The following is an 18,666-nucleotide window of genomic DNA, read 5'->3' on the forward strand; positions in this document are numbered from 1 at the left end:
GAACCCGGGCAGAGGAGGAAAGCGTCCCGCGCCAGGACAAAAACGCCGGGAGCGTTTTTAAACAACGCAAAGCGTTGGACCGTTTACGGTCGCACCTCAGGGATGAGGTGCGCAATGGTACGGGCCGACCGTTATGGATGACAGAAATCTTTCCGAGCTGACCGGGTTCCCTGTGAAGGCCCGGCCTGACAGCGAATCGGCTCACCCTCTGCCAGGTGGGTCGCCTTTTCTGTTTCTGCCATCAGGCGCGGGTCTGCGTCATCCGCGACACACTGACCAGTGCGGCCACGGCGGCAAAGCTGCCCGCCAGCAGCAGCGAAACGTGCGTCCCACGTTCATTAAACAGATTAAACATCAGTGCGACCAGCGCGGCACCCATACTCTGTCCCAGCAGGCGCGCAGTACCCAGCATGCCGCTGGCACCGCCACTGCGATTACGTGGCGCGGAGGTGACAATCGTGTGGTTGTTGGGTGACTGGAACAGCCCGAAACCGGCACCGCACAGCATCATGCGCCAGATAATATCGCCATCATCCGGATTTACCGGCAGCCACGCGAGCAGGAACAGTCCCAGCGCGAACATCGCCAGTCCAATTCCACCCAACAGCCCGGCATGCACCCGTTCAATCAGGCGGCCGGCAATCGGCGCAAATACCATCGTTGCCAGCGGCCAGGGCGTCAGCAACAGACCGGTTGCCACCTCATTACGCTGCAGGACGTTCTGCAGAAAGAAGGGCAGTGAAACCATCGCCAGCATCTGGGCGCAGAACGAACAGACCGACGTCCCCATCGACAGGCTGAAAATCGGGATACGCAGCAGATCAACCGGCAGCAGCGGCACCGCCATGTTGAGCTGACGACGAATAAAGAACCAGCCAATGACCAGCAGCGCAATGACCTCGGAGAGCACCAGCAGATGACTCTGTCCCTGAGCAAAGCCGCTCAGCGCGGAGATGATCAGACCAAAGAACAGGGCATTCATGATCGCGCTGGGCACATCGAATTTTTGTGTTGTGGCTTTCTGCGGGTTATCAGGCAGCGTTCGCAGCGCCAGCCAGAGCGCAATGGCACCCAGCGGAACATTAATCAGAAACAGCCATTTCCAGCTGGCGACCGAGAGTATTGCTGCCGCTACCGTCGGCCCTGCCGCAGTTGACACCGCCACCACCAGCGAGTTGATCGCCATACCGCGTCCCAGATACCGCTGTGGATAGATAATGCGTATCAGCGCGGTATTCACACTCATCAGCGCCGCGCCGCCCAGGCCCTGCAGCACACGGGCAAAGGTCAGCATGGTTAGCGTGGTCGAAAAGGCGCAGAACAATGATGTCGCAATAAACAGTGCCAGGCCTGCCTGGTAGACGCGGCGGTAGCCCAGCATATCGCCCAGAAACGAGAGCGACAGCAGCGAGACGATAATCGCAATCTGATAAGCATTCACAATCCAGATCGACTGCGCCGGGCTGGCATTCAGCTCACGCGATATGGTCGGTAACGCGACATTGGCAATCGCGCCGTCTAACACCGCCATGGTCAGGCCCAGCGCAATGGTAACGATGGCCATATAGCGCTGACGCGTGGGTAATCCATCCTGAGGAGGAGAGCGTGTCATAAGTTAATTACTAAAGAGGGTGAATATCATCATGCTAATGAAATAAGCGCGGAAAAGCAGCGTCCGGACGAATAAAAAACTGTCTTAAAATATGACTCAATGGTTAAAGCATTGCTGCCGACCTGTGCGTCACTCTATACTGACAGTCCGTTCCATTTTTTTTGAAACAGATTTAACAAGGTGCGCGATGTCCTCTGCTGAAAATGATAAACAGCCCGATTCCGTCTCTTCAGTGCTTAAAGTATTTGGCATTTTGCAGGCGCTGGGTGAAGAGCGCGATCACGGTATTACCGAGCTTGCGCAGCGCGTGATGATGTCAAAAAGCACCGTCTACCGTTTTCTGCAGACCATGAAGTCGCTGGGCTATGTCACGCAGGAAGGTGAAAGCGAGAAGTATTCACTGACGCTGAAGCTGTTTGAACTGGGTGCCAAAGCGCTACAGAACGTCGATTTAATCCGCAGCGCGGATGTGCAGATGCGCGAGCTGTCGCGTCTGACCAAAGAGACGATTCACCTTGGGGCGCTGGAAGAGGACAGTATTGTCTACATCCATAAAATCGACTCGCTTTACAATCTACGCATGTATTCGCGCATTGGCCGCCGCAACCCGCTGCATACCACCGCAATTGGTAAAGTCCTGCTCGCCTGGCGCGATCGCAGCGATGTTGAGGAAATTCTGCGGGATGTGGAGTTCAAACGCAGCACGGCCAATACGTTGCTGAGCGCGGAGGCGTTGATCACGACGCTGGATCAGGTCAGAGTGCAGGGTTATGGCGAAGATAATGAAGAGCAGGAAGAGGGGCTACGCTGCCTTGCCGTGCCAGTGTTTGATCGGTTTGGCGTAGTGATTGCGGGACTCAGTATCTCATTTCCCACCATTCGTTTTTCAGAAGATGCCCGCCAGGATTATGTGGCGATGTTGCATCGGGCGGCCCGCACGCTCTCAGCAGAAATGGGCTATCACGACTACCCATTCTGAACAAAGCGGGCCATCCGGCCCGCTTTATCACTAGTTATCGATCACTTCTCCGCTTTTCTTCAGCAACGGACAATCCGTCACGCCCACCACACCGCTGTCGGTATGCAGATACTGCGCGTTGATGACGCCGCGAGCGGTAAGATAGCTGCACTGCAGGCCAAGTCCGGCGGCATTTTTAGTACTGCCGGTTAACACGCCATAGCCGGTAAACAGCATTGCCAGCCAGATCACCGCCAGCAGGCCTATTGTGCGAATAAACAGTTTCATTGTGTCTCCTTGTGAAAGATAACTCAGCGCGCCACCTGGTGCTGCCGGTTATGATGATACCAGCATGCCTCGCTTTTCTGACGGGATCGATCAGAGATAACTGAAACGGCAAATTCTGCATTGATGTATCTCCCATTATCTTTTGCGATGGCTACAGGTAGAATGAGCGGTTGTTTAATTTCCACTGAGTTTTACGAGGCAGTTATGAATGAGTTAGCCGCAAATTCGGGCCCCCTGGTCAGCTATGGTCTGCTGGTCATTATTTTGATTGTGGCGTTTATCGCCTGGTTCTTTGTAAACCGGGCCAGCGTGCGCGCGGGTGAGCAGATCCGTTTACTGGAATCCTTACTTGAAGAGCAGAAGAAACAGAATCAGCTGCTGCGCCGTCTGATTGAGATGCAGCCTGGGGCAGAAAGTAAAAAAACCGAAGACGATCGGGAAAAGCGCGACTTTATCCGGTTAATCCCGGAACGTTAATCACACCAGAGAGACGGAATGGCCTGGAAAAATCCGTGGTATGACAGCAGCAAAACGCATCACACGCCAGAGGGATTTCGTAATCCTGAACCGGAGCAGCGCAGGCCGGGTGACCTGAAACGCTGGCGCAGGGAGCGCAAAGCACTGGGGCTACCAATACCCCCACAGCAGGGTTATGCGGCGTTCACCAGGCAATGGTGGCAGCCCGCGGATATCAGCGGCAGTGACGATCGTATCTGGTGGCTTGGACATGCTGCCGTACTGTTACGGCTTAAGGGACAATATATCCTGATCGATCCGGCACTCGGCTCACGCGCCTCGCCGCTGGCGTTTGCGGGGCCACAGCGTAAAACACCCGCACCCATCAGCATCGCTGATCTGCCACGGCTTGATGTCGTGCTGATTTCACACAACCATTACGACCATCTGGATAAACCGACGGTTAAAGCGATTATCCGGCATTTTCCGCAGGCGACCTTTATTGTGCCGCTGGGACTGGCGAAATGGTGCAGAGCGCAGGGCGTAAATCAGGTGCACCAGCTCGATTGGTGGCAGCAGGTAACGCTCGGTAATCTCTGTTTTGATGCGGTGCCAGCCCGTCACTGGAGTATGCGAACCCCATGCGATCGCAACCGTTCACTCTGGTGCGGTTGGGTCGTACGCTCTGCCTCACTGCGTTTCTGGTTTTCTGGCGACAGTGGCTACAGTGACCGCCTGCAGGAGATTCCGGCCCGGCTTGGCCCGTTCAGCGTGACTGCGTTACCGATTGGCGCGTATGCACCTAAATGGTTCATGGCAAGCCAGCACATGGATCCCGATCAGGCGGTGGCGTTATGGCAGGCAGCAGGCAGGCCATTGACGCTGCCTATTCACTGGGGCGTGTTTGAACTGGCCGATGAGTCGCTGGATGCGCCACCACAGGAACTGGCGAATGCGCTACAGCGGGCAGACGAACATAATGGCCGCTTCGCCCCCTGGCGAATAGGCGAAGGTCGCAGTCTGAATAATTGCAGCCAGGAATAATCCTAAAGCCTCCGGTGTAAATAAAAGACGGAGGTTTTTATCAGACATCAATTTTTCAAATCAAAAGTTAAATTCTTAATAAGTAAAATCCGCATCCCTGCTTTTATTTGGAGCAAGGCTAATGGCTGGCTCCTGCTTTTGGTGCAAAAAAAGCGTTATTTGTACGAAATAAAAGGCGCTGTACAGGATTGACGTCAGATTTTGGATATCTACAACCGTTACCGCTTCGCTTATTCATTTCGCCATTGCCATATTTGTGAAATATTAATTTCTTATGGTATCCATCGGGTTATGCCTGGCAACACAGGCAGGAGCGCGCGCTGGCCGCGCATGGACTTTATTCTCAGACACATTTGTAGACCCCGCGGAACAGGCAATGTGAGCCTTCTGGCAAATATGTGCGCAGGCGCGTCAGGGCTTTAAAAATGGCTTGCCATTATTTTTGGGATATGTGATAACAATTCGTGGGTTAAACGAGGTACAGTTCTGTTTATGCATGGCATCTTCAGTAAAGAAGTACGAGTAAAGACGTTGACGTTGAATACCGCTTCCTTGCCGAACCTTAATTAGTGCCTCATGCAGTAATGTCTCTGGTTTTTCTGTAAGACAGCTTTCGGGCTAAATAAACATCTAAAGGAATTTGCAAAATGGCAAAGATTAAAGGTCAGGTTAAGTGGTTCAACGAGTCTAAAGGTTTTGGTTTTATCACTCCTGCTGACGGCAGCAAAGATGTGTTCGTACACTTCTCTGCTATTCAGGGCAACGGTTTTAAAACCCTGGCTGAAGGCCAGAGCGTTGAGTTCGAAATTCAGGACGGCCAGAAAGGCCCGGCAGCTGTTAACGTCACTGCTATCTGATTCGACTCCGCCTCGGTGCATTGCACCCTGACACGGAATCTTAAAGCCCTGGCTCTACAGCCGGGGCTTTCTTTATGCTTCCGATGCGGAAACGTTAAGGTTACACTGCGCCGCGTTATCTGATGCCGGAGCACCTGATGTCCCTGACCTGCCCTCTTTGTCACTCTCCATTGACCTTTACCGACCGCAGCTGGTGCTGCGAAAACCGCCATCAGTTCGATCAGGCAAAAGAAGGGTATGTCAATCTGCTGCCCGTTCAGCATAAACGGTCACGTGAACCGGGTGACAGTGCAGAGATGATGCAGGCACGACGGGAATTTCTTGAGGCAGGCTATTATCAGCCGCTGCGTGAGCAGGTAGTCAACCTGCTTGCGCCGGTGCTGAATCAGCCAGAGTGTAAAATCCTGGATATCGGCTGCGGTGAAGGGTACTACACCGCAGCACTGGCAGAGGCGGCAGGCGAAGAGGCCCAGATTTATGGGCTGGATGTCGCCCGAATGGCCATCCGGCTGGCAGCAAAGCGTTACCCTGCGGTGCGCTTCTGCGTCGCCTCCAGCCAGCGCTTACCCTTTGCCGATCACTCACTGGATGCGATTGTACGCATCTACGCACCCTGCAACGAAGCGGAACTGGCCCGTGTGCTGAAGCCGGGTGGCCTGGTGCTGACGGTTACCCCAGGCCCGCACCATCTGCAACAGTTCAAAGCGCTGATTTACCGCGAAGTGCAGCTGCATGTGCCAGAGCAGAAAGATTATCCCGGCTTCCGGCAGGTAGCGCAGCATGCCCTGCGCTACCCGATGGCATTAACCGGCGCAGCCGCCACAACCCTGCTGCAGATGACGCCTTTTGCCTGGCGGGCACGTGAAGACGTCTGGCAAACGCTGCAGCAGAGTGAGCTGTTCGGTTGCGATGCGGATTTTACCCTGACAATGTGGCAGCGCGACTAGCGCGCGTCGACCAGCGTATTGTAGATGCGCTCCAGGTCGTCGAGTTGCTGCACGGCAATCAGCAGACGGCGCTGTTCCAGCTGAATGACCAGAATGCCATCCTCAGAAAGATTCATGCCCTGAATCCGCCGGTAATCGATCCAGACGCCGGCGTAAAACAATCCCTCATTCTTCATCAGCAGCGTGGGTTTGCGCAGCCAGAAGAGCCAGAACGCCATAAAACTCAGCACCATCAGCAGTGAGGTGGTGAGCTGCGGGCCATGATGACTGACATTGTTCCACAGCAAAATCAGCAGCAGGCCGATGAAAATCAGACTGTCGAGTTTATGCTGCCTGCGCAGTGTTACCCGTAGGCGGGTCGGCCCGTGCCGACGTGGCAGAATAGCCTCATGGTAAACGGCAAATCCCATCAGGACGGCGACACAACACGCAATCAACGCGTCAGTTAAAGACATCACTTCTACCTCAAACAGGGTGAGCTCAGCCGGTTGTGGCTCAGCTCACCACGCTTAAAAGCCGGGAGCAGAGGCTCCCGGCAGGATGAAATTACAGACCGAGCAGGCCGATCCAGTAACCAAAGATACCGATGGCAAAGAAGCCGACGATAATCCATAGCGCATTCACTTTACGGCGTAACAGCCACATACACCCAAAGGTCAGCAGCAGTGGCACAATGCCTGGCATCAGCTGATCGAGGATCGACTGTACCGTGGTAACAGTGGTTTTGCCGGTAGAGTCAGTAATGCGCGACACCACCAGCGGGATGTTGACGTGCGTCCACTTGTTGACCAGCGCCCCCATGACAAACAGCCCTAGAATCGAGGCGCCCTCCGTGAGCTTCTGCAGAAAACCGCCGCCCATGTCGCTAACGATGTCGATCCCTTTGCGATAGCCATACGCCACGCCGTAGTAGCGGGTCAGCAGACGAGCCAGGTTAAACAGTATAAAGAACAGCAGGGGACCCAGCAGACTGCCGCTCATGGCGATACCGGCACCCAGTGCGGCAAACACCGGACGTACCGTACCCCAGAAGATCGGGTCGCCAACACCGGCCAGCGGTCCCATCAGCCCGACTTTCAGGCCGTTAATCGCACCGTCGTCGATAGGTGCGCCGTTGGCACGCTGCTCTTCCATCGCCATGGTGACGCCCAGTACCGGTGCGGCGACATAGGGATGGGTATTGAAAAACTCCAGATGACGTTTTATCGCCTGCCTGCGCTCATCGTTATTCTCAGGATAGAGACGGCGGATGACCGGCACCATTGAGAAGCAGAAGCCCAGCGCCTGCATACGCTCAAAGTTCCATGAACCCTGGAAAAGGTTAGAGCGCAGAAAGACGGCGCGGACATCACCGGGGGTCAGTTTCTTTTCAACTTTCGTCATATCAACCATGTGATCACCTGTTCCTTAATCGAGTTCGTTATCAAGATCGTTTGCGGTTGCAGCACCTGTGGGTGCTCCCGCCACACGGTTGTATTTCGGGCTGAGCTGAATATAGAGCACTGCCATAACCACGCCAATCACGCCCAGCGCCACCAGGTTAAAGTTGGTGAACGCTGCGGTTACAAAGCCGAGGTAGAAGAACGGCATCAGATAGCCTGCGCGCATCATGTTGATGACCATCGCGTAACCGACCACCACAATCATGCCACCGGCGATATTCAGGCCATTGGTGACCACTTCAGGAATAGAACTCAGCAACGCATGAACGGCACTGGTGCCGACAGAAATCGCCACAATCAGCGCCGGGATGGCGATACGCATTGCCTGTAACAGCAGGGCAGAGACATGAATCCAGGAGATGGCCGTAAGATTGCCTTTCTCGGCGGCTTTATCAGCCGCGTGCTGGAAGGCCACGGTCAGCGTACGCACGATAATGGTCAGCACCTGTCCGGCTGCAGCCAGCGGAATCGCCAGCGCGATACCGGCACCCACACTCTGACCACCAGCGATGACCAGGATTGTCGAGATGATAGAGGCGAGGGCGGCATCAGGGGCAACCGCTGCACCGATGTTCATCCAGCCCAGCGCAATCATCTCCAGCGTACCGCCGATGATAATACCGGTTTTCATATCACCCAGTACGATACCAATCAGCGTACAGGCGACAAGCGGACGGTGAAACTGGAACTCATCCAGAATTGACCCCATACCGGCAATACAGGCGACAATAAAAATCAAAATAATTTGTAGCGAGGTTATTTCCATCATACTTCTTGTCCTCAGCAGGTTAATCAGGAGCCCGGAAACGCAGGCGCAGAAGTGCTTCTGTTACGCGTTTACTTTCGCAATCAGATCCATCATTTTCAGTTTTTGATCGCTGGAAACTTTACGCACTTCCAGTTCAATATTACGTTCATTGAGTTTGCGGAATGCGGCAATATCTTTCTCATCAACCGAGACCGCATTATTGACCTGGGTTTTCCCCTGGCGGAACGCCATACCACCGATGTTGACCGTTTTAATATCGACACCCTGTTCAACTACGCGCAGGACATCGGTAGGGTTGGTAAACAGCAGCATGACGCGATCCTGACCATATTTCGGGTTGTTCCATACCCGGACCATTTTGTCGACATCCACCACATGAGCCGTCACGCCGGGCGGCGCGACCTGCGTCAACAGGGTTTTGCGCACATGATCGTTGGCCACTTCATCGCTGACCACAATAATACGCTGAACGTTTGTCTCTTTAGTCCAGCGCGTCGCGACCTGCCCATGAATCAGACGATCATCAATGCGCGCCAGCCCGATTTTCATGTGATCCCCGGGGGCCATCGGCTTAGCTGGTTGCGCCGCCGCGGCCGGTTTCTCAGCAGCCGGTGTCGGTGCTTCTTCTTTGGCTTTCAGGGCTTTGACCCCTTCACGACCGGTCTCCACCGCCACGGCGACCAGTTCGTCAAATCCGGGATCGTCATCGCGCGCCATCAGCGTTTCAACCAGCATCGGAATATTGACCCCGGCAATAACCTCATAGTGTGGCTTGTCGACAACAATGCGGCTGGCCGCATTGAACGGGCTGCCGCCCCAGGTATCGACCAGAAAAAGAACCCCTTTACTGGTATCCAGTTCAGCCAGTCGTGCCTGATATTTTTCAATCAGCGTTTCTGCATTTTCACCGGGGACAAAATCTATCCAGCCGATATTCTCCTGCTCGCCTAAGAGCATTTCTGCTGTTTTCAGCAGTTGTTCCGCTGCCCAGCCGTGTGTACCAATTACAATCGCAATGGTCACGTGCTACCTCCGTTCGCTAGAGATGCTCATCTGAGTAAATGAACTGTATTGAGACATGTTTTGATTATCCGTTTAACCCGGTCATTCGACTTTCTGATATAGCGTCGAAAAAACAGGGGTTAACTTCATCAAGGCGGTAAAGTCGCGATTTATTTTAGTGATCGAAAAAATAAATTATGTGATGTCCGTCAGCTATTCACCCCGTGAAGTGGCGCTTTACCTTTTTTATGCGCCCGATCATCCCTTACAGAGATTGTAAAAATAAGAAAATTTTTTGACGCAATTTGCCGACCTGATACATTAACGTTCTGTTTATTGCTCAGGAGTAACGGGCTTCAGCCCACCTTTATGGATCGTCACCGACGTCGCTTAATCTGTTCTTTGCGCCTGCTGGCGCGTCACCCTTCGCCTCACGGCGTTTTCACCGCTTTCCCGACTACCCGGATGTCACGCTTCGCTGCGCTGACAGGCACCGGCTCGATCTGTTCCCTGCTCTGGAGTCATAAATAATGGAATTTTTATTCGACCCCTCAATCTGGGCGGGTTTACTGACGCTTATCGTGCTGGAAATCGTACTGGGTATCGATAACCTGGTGTTTATTGCCATCCTGGCCGACAAACTGCCGCCAAAGCAGCGTGATAAAGCACGCCTGATCGGCCTGTCACTGGCGCTGGTGATGCGGCTGGGTTTGCTGTCGCTGATCTCCTGGATCGTCACGCTGACAACGCCTCTCTTCAGCGTAGGCGGTTTCAGCTTTTCCGGACGAGATTTAATCCTGCTGTTCGGTGGTTTCTTTCTGTTGTTTAAAGCGACCATGGAGCTACACGAGAGGCTGGAGAACCGTCAGCTTGATGGTTCCGCAAATCGCGGATACGCCAGTTTCTGGGCAGTGGTACTGCAGATTGTGGTGCTGGACGCGGTCTTCTCGCTGGATGCGGTGATTACCGCCGTAGGTATGGTGAACCACCTGCCGGTGATGATGACCGCCGTGGTGATTGCCATGGGGGTGATGCTGCTGGCGTCTAAACCGTTAACCAACTTTGTTAACGCGCATCCGACCGTAGTGGTGCTCTGTCTGAGCTTCCTGTTAATGATCGGTCTGTCGCTGGTGGCAGAAGGCTTTGGTTTCCATATTCCTAAAGGCTACCTCTATGCGGCGATTGGCTTCTCAATTCTGATTGAGCTGTTCAACCAGATTGCACGTCGTAACTTTATTCGCCATCAGTCAAATCGTCCAATGCGTGAGCGTACCGCAGAGGCCATTCTGCGCCTGATGGGCGGCCGTAATCGTGCGCTGGCATCCAGCAATGGCAATAGCAGCGGTAACACCAGCACCAGTGAAGAGTCTGCGCTGACGGAAGCGATGCCGCAGGAAGCGTTTAAAGATGAAGAGCGTTACATGATTAATGGTGTGCTGACCCTGGCTTCCCGCTCGATTCGCAGCATTATGACGCCGCGCGGTGATATCTCCTGGGTCGATGCGAATCGTCCGGTGGATGAGATTCGCGGTCAGCTGCTGGATACGCCTCACAGCCTGTTCCCGGTCTGCCGGGGTGAACTGGATGAAATTGTTGGCGTGGTGCGCGCCAAAGAGCTGCTGGTGGCGCTGGAGCAGGGTGTTGATGTGGCGACCTTCGCGGCGAATACACCGACCATTGTGGTGCCGGAGACGCTGGATCCGATCAACCTGCTTGGCGTGCTGCGTCGTGCTAAAGGCAGCTTCGTGATCGTCACCAATGAGTTTGGCGTGGTGCAGGGTTTGATTACGCCGCTGGACGTGCTGGAAGCGATTGCGGGTGAATTCCCGGATGAAGACGAAACGCCTGATATTGTTGCAGATGGCGATGGCTGGTTAGTGAAAGGCGGAACCGATCTGCACTCGCTGCAGCAGTTACTCGACTTCCATGAGCTGGTCGATCCGACAGAAGATCACGCCTCGCTGGCGGGCCTGCTGATTGAACAGAAAGGGCAGTTACCGCTTCCTGGCGAGGTGATTGATATTACGCCGCTGCACTTCCAGATTATCGAAGCGACGGATTACCGTATCGATCTGGTGCGTGTCACCAAAGATAAACCGCATGACGAAGAGGAAGAGGGTTAACGCTTCCCGTTGTTGCTGAGGCGCTGCCGGTATTACCGGCCGCGCTGAATCTCTCTGACAGCCGCTGCTGAAACGCCGCGGCTGTTTTTTTGTGGGGAAGTCGTATAAGGGCGGAACGGCGCTGACGCGGCAGTTAACGGTGCGTATCAGCCTGATGCAGCGTCAGCCAGGCTGGAAAATCTTCCAGCGGCATCGGGCGGGCAAAATAGTAGCCCTGCAGATGATCCACACCGCGTTCGCGCAGATAAGCTGCCTGTTCAGCCGTCTCTACCCCTTCGGCGACCAGACTGATATTCAGGCGCTGGGCCAGCGAAATCACCATATCCGTTACCGTGGCGTTAATGGCATCCGTACCGATGGCCGCTGTGAAAATCTTGTCGATTTTGAGCACGTCTGGCTGTAAATCTTTCAGGTAGGAGAGCGAGCTGTGACCGGTGCCAAAGTCATCAATCGCCAGCCGGACGCCAATGTCGTGCAGTTGTGCAATCACCGACTGATCGACGACCGGCAGGGCATCCCGTTCAGTGAGTTCCACTACCAGTTGCGGCACCGGACTGGCAGGCCACCACAGGTTCTGCAAATCTTCCAGAATGGCGCGGTCGCGGAAATGACTGGCGGCCACATTGATGGCGATATGAAAGGCGGGATCATTGGGCAACTGAGGCAGATGCCTTACTACCTCGTTCAGCACAAAGCGCGTCAGCGGCTTGATCAGGTTCTGGCGCTCGGCCAGCGGAATAAAGACATCCGGTGCGATCCAGCCCTGTCGGGCGTTATGCCAGCGCAGCAGTAATTCTATCCCGTCACACCCGCCGCTTTTGCTGTTGATCAGCGGCTGACAATAGACCATAAACTCACGGGCCGTGATGCCATAACTGATTTGCCAGCTAAGGCTCATGCGATTTGCCGTCGCAAGCCAGATAATATAGCCCATCAGCAGGCTCAGCAGCAGCGCCAGCGGCAGCTGTGAGGGAAGTGTCGCCAGCGCCAGCCGTGTCGGCGAAGGGCCATAGAGGGTAAGGGTAAACGGGTAGCGCAGCGAGCCCTGCTCGTAGCTCACTTCGTCATCTGCCGGCACCGTTGGCTGTATCAGCGGATTGCCATATTCCAGGCTCTCACCATTGACGTTAAACACGGCGCGTTCCACCCAGGGCAGTTGAGGTTCCAGCAGATAATTGCTCATCATTTCAATGTTGATGACCTGCAATATTCCCGACCGGTTATCCAGACTTTTTGGCGTCCATAGCAGTAAGACCGGCGAGCCTTTCAGCAGATACTGGTCGGTTGACAGGGTCATACGCTGGCTGTTGAAGGCAAGGTCAGGATAAGTCTGGCTGAAAGGGATATTGCGCGAGCCGTAAATACTGGAGCAGTAAAGCATGTCGTTTTCGACCAGTAGAATGGCACGAACCGTCTGCAGTGATGAAATTTTTTCGACGAGCGGAAAACGCACGTCCTGACAGGGAACGCCTACCAGCCCCAGCGTATTATTGGCTGAAACCTCCAGCGGTGAAAACATCCTGTCAAACCGCATAATCGCTTTGTCGGCAAAAGCCATCGCCTGCTGTTCAATACGTGACTTCTCTTCGATATAGCGAAAGGCCAGCGTTAATATCAGCATTACGGTGGCGATTGACAGGGCGATCAGCAAACGCTTGCGCCTGAATTGTCCAACAAATTGCTGGGCCATAAACATCAGTATCCACCTTCCCAAAAAGCCAGAAAAAAGCAAAAAATACGGGGTTAGTATCGGCACGGCCAGATCAATATTGAGGCCGGAATGCAGAAAAGCGGGTCTGGAAAGCTGCGCAGACCGGACGGCTGCGCGGAAAACACTCTACCGTTTAAACCTGCGCTGAGATAGCGCAGGATGCGGATTTTATTACGTTTGCATGTTATTTAAACGATTAAACGTTTCGCTTAGTCACACTGAACTTTAATCGCCAGACCGCCACGGGAAGTTTCACGGTATTTCGCGTTCATATCCTTGCCGGTCTCATACATGGTCTCAATAACCTTATCCAGCGAGACGCGGGGTTCACTGGTGCGACGGAGTGCCATACGCGCCGCGTTAATGGCTTTTACCGAGGCGATAGCATTACGTTCAATGCAGGGAACCTGAACCTGACCGGCCACGGGGTCACAGGTCAGTCCAAGGTTATGCTCCATGCCGATTTCAGCGGCGACGCACACCTGCTCCGGGCTACCGCCCAGCAGCTCTGCCAGACCAGCGGCCGCCATCGAACAGGCGACACCCACTTCACCCTGGCAGCCCACTTCCGCGCCTGAAATAGAGGCGTTCATTTTGTACAGCACGCCTATAGCGCCAGAGGCGAGGAAATAGCGCAGGAAAATATCGGGCGTCACCGGCTCGATAAAGTGATCGTAGTAAGCCAGCACTGCAGGCACGATACCGCAGGCACCGTTCGTCGGCGCGGTCACCACACGGCCACCCGCGGCGTTCTCTTCGTTGACCGCCAGGGCATACATATTGATCCAGTCGATAACAATCATCGGATCGCTGGAGTGCTTGGTGGAGGAGGTCAGCAGGCGACGCAGGGAGGCGGCTCGACGGGGTACGCGCAGCGGTCCGGGCAACACGCCTTCAGTATTCAGACCGCGATCAATACAGGCCTGCATGGTCTGCCAGATGTGGGTGAAATAGGCATGAATCTCGTCGCGGCTATGCAGTGCCAGCTCATTTTTCATCACCAGACCCGACAGCGACAGACCGGTTTCGCGGCAGTGCGCCAGCAGATCTTTGGCGGAGTGGAACGGCCAGGGCACAGAGACTTCATCCAGTGCCGACTGACCGAAGTGCTCTTCATCCACAATAAATCCGCCGCCCACAGAGTAATAGGTTTTCGACAGGATCAGCAGGTCGCCCGCGAATGCCAGCAGGCGCAGGCCATTTTCATGCAATGAGAGGTTCTCACTGCGGAACACCATGCCGCCTTCACGCGGGAAATCGACTTCATGCGCGCCTTTCGCCAGCAGCAGTCGCTCACGCTGTTCGACATCTTTAATGAAAGCGGGGATCGCATCGATATCCACCGTGTCCGGCGATTCGCCCGCCAGACCCATAATAATGGCGATATCCGTGTGGTGGCCTTTACCGGTCAGAGACAGAGAACCGTAAACATCCACGGCGATCCGGGTGACCTCCTGCAGCTTTTCCTGTTCGCACAGCAAATCCACAAATTGTTTACCCGCTTTCATCGGGCCGACAGTATGCGAACTCGAGGGGCCAATGCCCACTTTGAACATGTCGAAAACACTAATCACAGGTGACACTCCTCACATTTATTCTCAGTCTGCCGGGGCAGTTTATGGCGCCCATAGTAATGGTCATGCACCGGAAAAGAGCAGCTTTTCGCATGAAATAAACTTATCAAAACAGATAGAAAAAATTATAGCGCAGCCCGGCAGGTCGCTGATGGGCTGGAAGGGAATAAAAAAGAGGAAGAAAGGTCTCAGAAGGCGATCTGCGTACTCAGTGAACGAATAATTCCTGCTGTCATGCCCCACACCAGATAATCCTGATAGCGCGACAGCCAGACCGGATGGCGTACACCCGCCCGATGCACCTCCAGCGCGCTGTAGCGGCTGAGCTGCAAAGCCTCGGCCAGTGGCATCTCGAAGGCACTGCTCACCTCATCCGGATTAATCGTTAAGCGCAGGTCGGCCGGAATAATGCCCAGCACGGGTGTCACCTGAAAGCCGGTGCTGCTGGTGACAGCGGGCAGCGCGCCTAATATCTCGACCTGATGTGGATCGATACCGACCTCTTCCTGCGCTTCACGCAGGGCGGTGGCGATCAGCGAGGCATCGGTGTCATCCTGCATCCCGCCGGGAAAGGCGACCTGTCCGGCGTGTTTGCGCAGGGCGTGCGAGCGCTGCGTCAACAAAAGCCCCGGTTCATGGCGGGCTATAATCGGCACCAGCACCGCGGCATGACGTCCGGAGAGATGCTGCGTGCTGCGGGCCGGCTGCTGCAGCAGAAAACGGCTGCGAAAAACCTCAAGCGTCAGTGCCAACTGAACCTCCTGTCTGTTCCAGTGCCGGTAAAATCCGGCTGACTTTATCGAGCGTTTCCTGATATTCCGCTTCAGCATCGCTGTCTGCTACCAGGCCGCCACCCGCGGCACAGTAAAGCTGTTGGCCTTCGGCGATCAGCGTGCGGATCGTGATACTGGTGTCCATCCGGCCACACAGGCTGAGATAGCCGATACTGCCGCACCAGGCATTGCGCCGCTGCGGCTCCAGCTCATCAATAATCTCCATCGCCCGAATTTTGGGCGCACCGGTTATCGAGCCGCCCGGAAAACAGGCGCGCAGCAGATCGGTGGCCTGCAGGGTGTCAGGCAACTGTGCGCGCACCGTGCTCACCAGATGATGGACGGCGGGGAAGGGTTCAACCACAAACAGTTCAGGCACCGTGACCGAGCCGGGCTGCGCCACGCGGCCAATATCGTTGCGCAGCAAATCGACAATCATCAGGTTTTCAGCCCGATCTTTCTCCGCATGGCGCAGTGCCTCAGCCTGTTGCGCATCGGCAATCGGATCGGCACAGCGTGGCCGGGTACCTTTAATCGGTCGGGTTTCAATCTGGTTTTGATTCAGCGACAGAAAGCGCTCCGGCGACAGGCTGAGAATCGCACTTTCCGGCAGGCGCAGAAACGCGCTGAACGGCGCCCGGTTAGCCGCGTTAAGCAGAGTAAACGCCTGCCACTCATCACCCTGATAACCGGCCTGAAAACGCTGCGCCAGGTTAACCTGATAACAGTCACCGGCCTGAATATAGGCCTGAACCGCGGCAAAGCGTGCGGCGTAATCGGCATAGCTCAGATTGGAGCGCCAGCGGCTGGTCAGTGAAAAGGGCACGATTTCACGCGCGGGCCACTGCGCCAGCCAGGCGGCGCGCGCTTCAGCGTTCTTCAACGCCACCAGCGTCAGGGTTTGCTGATGATGATCGGCAATCAAGGCCCAGTCATAGATCCCCACCGCCATGTCCGGCGTGGTGAGATCGGCTGTGGCTTTTTGGGGCAGTGACTCAAACCGGCGGCCCAGGTCATAACCAAACAGGCCCAGCGCACCGCCCTGAAACGGCAAAGCCTCACTGGCTGTGGGTCTGATGCCCAGCGCATCACACTGCTGCTGCACCAGCAGCAAGGGATCCGCGGTCGATTCGGTGGTGCCGGTCGTGTCGCTGATGGTCGTGATCGGCCCGCGGGTCACCAGGGTGACGCGGGGATCGGCGGTCAGAATGTCGAAGCGGTTGTCGCTGTGGCTGGCCTGCGCGGAGGAGAGCAGCATCGCCCACGGCAGATGGGCAAGGGTGGCAAAACGCTGTGTCAGCGCATCCGGGGTATAATCAAGCGTGAGGGTTTCAACAATCATCAGGCAGACAAATCAGAAAGCAAAGAGGCGGTCAGACTGACATATTTTTTCCCGACTGGCACCTGTTAGTTCCGCATGGGATACTGTGTGCCCCAACGCAGGAGTAGAACATGTTTATTGGATTACCGGCTCTCTCACATGAGCAGCAACAGCAGGCCGTTGAACGTATTCAGGAGTTGATGACGGGTGGTTTATCGAGCGGTGAAGCGATCGCCCAGGTGGCGCAGGAAATCCGTCAGAATCACAAGGGCGAACAGATTCGGGCGTTATTCGACGACGAAGATGAAGAAAACGAAGAGGAATAACACCCGACATCGTTAACGTGCAGCGATAATTTTAATTTCGATTTTGTACTTTGGATTCAGCAGGCCGGCCTGAACGGTGCAGCGCACCGGCGCATTACCCGGTGAGACCCAGGCGTCCCAGGCCCGGTTCATGGCGGGGAAATCGGCTTTATCCACCAGAAACAGCGTCGCATCCAGGATCTTACTTTTATCACTGCCGAGGCGAGTCAGGATCGCGTCAATGACCGCCAGCGCATTGGCGGTCTGCGCTTCTGCGTCGGCATCCAGATTCTCAGGCACACTGGTGTAATAGATGGTGTCGTTGTGGATCACAGCTTCGGACATACGATGTTCCGGGTCAATGCGGGTAATACTCATCGGTTTCTCCCTGGTTAAGTGCGCATTAGCCTGGCACACTCCCGACATCGCTGTCACGCCTTACGCCTTACAGGCAGCGTTGCACAATCGCCTGTCTGTCCGCTATTACCTGAGGAGCCATCCGGAAGGTCGTGAAATATTTTACCTCTGCCCCTTTTCTGTGGGGAGAGATATCCGCAAAAATCGAATCTTCCCAGGTAAAGACGCTGATCTCGTTGCCGTTCGGCTGGGTGTGGGTGGTGTTATCTCTGGCAATAACGCTGGTGGTTGACCAGCCACGATAAATACAGTCGCTGAGCTGAGGGACGGTACGGGTACTTTGACTCTGAAAAACGGGTGGCTGCAGACGAGCCTGATCAGAAGTGGGAGCCTGGCAGCCGCAAAGCAGCAGCACGCCAGCCAGAGAGCCGATGCGGTAATAGTTCATAACATGCCTCCGCCTGAGTCAGGCAGTCGGGTTAAGGCCATCTGCATAACATCGCCTGAACGACAATGTTAAGCCAGTCTCAGCACGTCAGCTTACGGGTGCCACATCCCAACAGTAAGCTGATTTAATCATTATAAGCCGGGCCTTTGTTTCCTCGCTGCGTTCCTCTGCATTTGCTAACTGCATCACACTGTCTGCATCATGATCATGAGCCGCGGACGTTGTCACTGTTGCAGCCCTGCTGCACTAAAGCAGCATAAAGCGTCGAAAGAGCGGGAGAAGTGAGGGCACGCGCGGCAGAAAAATGTTATAAAACAGCAGATAAATCGCGCTACGGATGAGGATTCAGGCATGGCGAATACGCAGTATCTTTTTTGGGTGATGGTCAGCGCACTGACGCTGCTGTTTATTGTGGTTTCGGCATTTGTTGGATTGTCCCGTGGCAGTAAGCAGGGATTTATCACCTTTGCGGTGCTGTTCATCGTTATGCTGGCGGGTGCGTTGTACGTCCGCTTATAAGCAGGTCACAACAGCAGCGTCGCCCACAATCGTGATATCAGGTCACCAGCCAGAAACAGATAAACGCCCTGTACCAGAATGAGCCGTATCTGACTGAGCGGCCTGCTTTATTTGCCGCTTTTTATCTGGCCAGTGTTGAATCAACCCTGCTATTGCTGCT

20 protein-coding genes are annotated in these 18,666 nt (G+C 54.9%); 8 read left to right on the forward strand and 12 right to left on the reverse strand.

The window, feature by feature from the left end; translation table 11 throughout:
- Positions 1 to 241: 241 nt before the first annotated feature.
- Positions 242 to 1,612, reverse strand: a complete 1,371-nt coding sequence (locus K6R05_RS08315) for an MFS transporter (protein ID WP_161733071.1) — start codon at positions 1,610 to 1,612, stop codon at positions 242 to 244.
- A gap of 187 nt (positions 1,613 to 1,799) precedes the next feature.
- Between K6R05_RS08315 and kdgR the strand changes: the two genes are divergently transcribed.
- Positions 1,800 to 2,591: a DNA-binding transcriptional regulator KdgR gene (gene kdgR, locus K6R05_RS08320; RefSeq protein WP_222925382.1), complete on the forward strand. Its 792-nt coding sequence runs from the start codon at positions 1,800 to 1,802 to the stop codon at positions 2,589 to 2,591.
- A gap of 30 nt (positions 2,592 to 2,621) precedes the next feature.
- Here kdgR and K6R05_RS08325 read toward each other — a convergent pair whose 3' ends face one another.
- Entirely contained in the window at positions 2,622 to 2,858 is a 237-nt protein-coding gene (locus tag K6R05_RS08325) for a YobH family protein (RefSeq protein ID WP_161733067.1), read from the reverse strand.
- Positions 2,859 to 3,062: 204 nt separating this feature from the next.
- On the opposite strand from K6R05_RS08325, the gene K6R05_RS08330 reads away from it, so the two are divergent.
- The 4 genes from K6R05_RS08330 to rlmA all read left to right on the forward strand — a co-directional run bounded on the left by K6R05_RS08330 (position 3,063) and on the right by rlmA (position 6,162).
- Complete coding sequence (locus tag K6R05_RS08330) at positions 3,063 to 3,335, forward strand: YebO family protein (RefSeq protein ID WP_150014979.1); 273 nt, start codon at positions 3,063 to 3,065, stop codon at positions 3,333 to 3,335.
- 18 nt (positions 3,336 to 3,353) lie between these two features.
- Positions 3,354 to 4,358 (forward strand): MBL fold metallo-hydrolase, encoded by a 1,005-nt coding sequence (locus K6R05_RS08335; protein WP_161733065.1) that lies wholly within the window; start codon positions 3,354 to 3,356, stop codon positions 4,356 to 4,358.
- 647 nt (positions 4,359 to 5,005) lie between these two features.
- Positions 5,006 to 5,215, forward strand: a complete 210-nt coding sequence (gene cspE / locus K6R05_RS08345) for a transcription antiterminator/RNA stability regulator CspE (RefSeq protein WP_003852684.1) — start codon at positions 5,006 to 5,008, stop codon at positions 5,213 to 5,215.
- Between the two features lie 137 nt (positions 5,216 to 5,352).
- Positions 5,353 to 6,162 carry a 23S rRNA (guanine(745)-N(1))-methyltransferase gene (gene rlmA / locus K6R05_RS08350; protein WP_161733063.1) on the forward strand — a complete coding sequence of 270 codons (810 nt, stop codon included), beginning with the start codon at positions 5,353 to 5,355 and terminating at the stop codon, positions 6,160 to 6,162.
- Here the strand turns inward: rlmA and K6R05_RS08355 are convergent.
- From K6R05_RS08355 to manX, 4 genes are all read right to left on the reverse strand, one after another.
- Positions 6,159 to 6,617, reverse strand: a complete 459-nt coding sequence (locus tag K6R05_RS08355; protein ID WP_161733183.1) for a DUF986 family protein — start codon at positions 6,615 to 6,617, stop codon at positions 6,159 to 6,161. The genes rlmA and K6R05_RS08355 overlap by 4 nt on opposite strands.
- Positions 6,618 to 6,708: 91 nt before the next feature.
- Positions 6,709 to 7,554: a PTS mannose transporter subunit IID gene (locus tag K6R05_RS08360; protein ID WP_161733061.1), complete on the reverse strand. Its 846-nt coding sequence runs from the start codon at positions 7,552 to 7,554 to the stop codon at positions 6,709 to 6,711.
- A gap of 15 nt (positions 7,555 to 7,569) precedes the next feature.
- Entirely contained in the window at positions 7,570 to 8,370 is an 801-nt protein-coding gene (locus K6R05_RS08365) for a PTS mannose/fructose/sorbose transporter subunit IIC (RefSeq protein WP_033733019.1), read from the reverse strand.
- Positions 8,371 to 8,433: 63 nt separating this feature from the next.
- Positions 8,434 to 9,396, reverse strand: a complete 963-nt coding sequence (gene manX, locus K6R05_RS08370; protein ID WP_222925383.1) for a PTS mannose transporter subunit IIAB — start codon at positions 9,394 to 9,396, stop codon at positions 8,434 to 8,436.
- A gap of 509 nt (positions 9,397 to 9,905) precedes the next feature.
- Here manX and K6R05_RS08375 point away from each other — a divergent pair.
- Positions 9,906 to 11,498 (forward strand): TerC family protein, encoded by a 1,593-nt coding sequence (locus K6R05_RS08375; protein WP_161733057.1) that lies wholly within the window; start codon positions 9,906 to 9,908, stop codon positions 11,496 to 11,498.
- Positions 11,499 to 11,631: 133 nt separating this feature from the next.
- Here the strand turns inward: K6R05_RS08375 and pdeD are convergent, their stop codons facing one another.
- The 4 genes from pdeD to pabB all read right to left on the reverse strand — a co-directional run bounded on the left by pdeD (position 11,632) and on the right by pabB (position 16,898).
- Positions 11,632 to 13,194: a cyclic di-3',5'-guanosine monophosphate phosphodiesterase PdeD gene (gene pdeD / locus K6R05_RS08380; protein ID WP_161733055.1), complete on the reverse strand. Its 1,563-nt coding sequence runs from the start codon at positions 13,192 to 13,194 to the stop codon at positions 11,632 to 11,634.
- A 224-nt stretch (positions 13,195 to 13,418) separates the two neighbouring features.
- On the reverse strand, positions 13,419 to 14,783 hold the full coding sequence (locus K6R05_RS08385; protein WP_161733053.1) for an L-serine ammonia-lyase: 1,365 nt from the start codon (positions 14,781 to 14,783) through the stop codon (positions 13,419 to 13,421).
- A 188-nt stretch (positions 14,784 to 14,971) separates the two neighbouring features.
- Entirely contained in the window at positions 14,972 to 15,535 is a 564-nt protein-coding gene (locus tag K6R05_RS08390; protein ID WP_222925384.1) for a CoA pyrophosphatase, read from the reverse strand.
- On the reverse strand, positions 15,519 to 16,898 hold the full coding sequence (gene pabB / locus K6R05_RS08395) for an aminodeoxychorismate synthase component 1 (protein WP_222925385.1): 1,380 nt from the start codon (positions 16,896 to 16,898) through the stop codon (positions 15,519 to 15,521). The genes K6R05_RS08390 and pabB overlap by 17 nt, the downstream gene beginning before the upstream one ends.
- Before the next feature lie 110 nt (positions 16,899 to 17,008).
- Here pabB and K6R05_RS08400 point away from each other — a divergent pair, with 110 nt between their 5' ends.
- Entirely contained in the window at positions 17,009 to 17,203 is a 195-nt protein-coding gene (locus K6R05_RS08400) for a YoaH family protein (RefSeq protein WP_013358092.1), read from the forward strand.
- Positions 17,204 to 17,215: 12 nt separating this feature from the next.
- Here the strand turns inward: K6R05_RS08400 and K6R05_RS08405 are convergent, their stop codons facing one another.
- Positions 17,216 to 17,560 (reverse strand): RidA family protein, encoded by a 345-nt coding sequence (locus tag K6R05_RS08405; RefSeq protein WP_003852699.1) that lies wholly within the window; start codon positions 17,558 to 17,560, stop codon positions 17,216 to 17,218.
- 67 nt (positions 17,561 to 17,627) lie between these two features.
- Positions 17,628 to 17,987, reverse strand: coding sequence for a hypothetical protein (locus K6R05_RS08410; protein ID WP_222925386.1), 360 nt, complete (start codon positions 17,985 to 17,987; stop codon positions 17,628 to 17,630).
- A 351-nt stretch (positions 17,988 to 18,338) separates the two neighbouring features.
- Here K6R05_RS08410 and K6R05_RS08415 point away from each other — a divergent pair, with 351 nt between their 5' ends.
- The gene (locus K6R05_RS08415; RefSeq protein ID WP_222925387.1) at positions 18,339 to 18,506 is read left to right on the forward strand and encodes a hypothetical protein; all 168 of its coding nucleotides are present in this window, start codon (positions 18,339 to 18,341) and stop codon (positions 18,504 to 18,506) included.
- Positions 18,507 to 18,666 lie beyond the last annotated feature (160 nt).

The sequence above is a fragment of the Pantoea alfalfae genome, from assembly GCF_019880205.1.
In the GTDB taxonomy this organism is placed as follows: domain Bacteria; phylum Pseudomonadota; class Gammaproteobacteria; order Enterobacterales; family Enterobacteriaceae; genus Pantoea; species Pantoea alfalfae.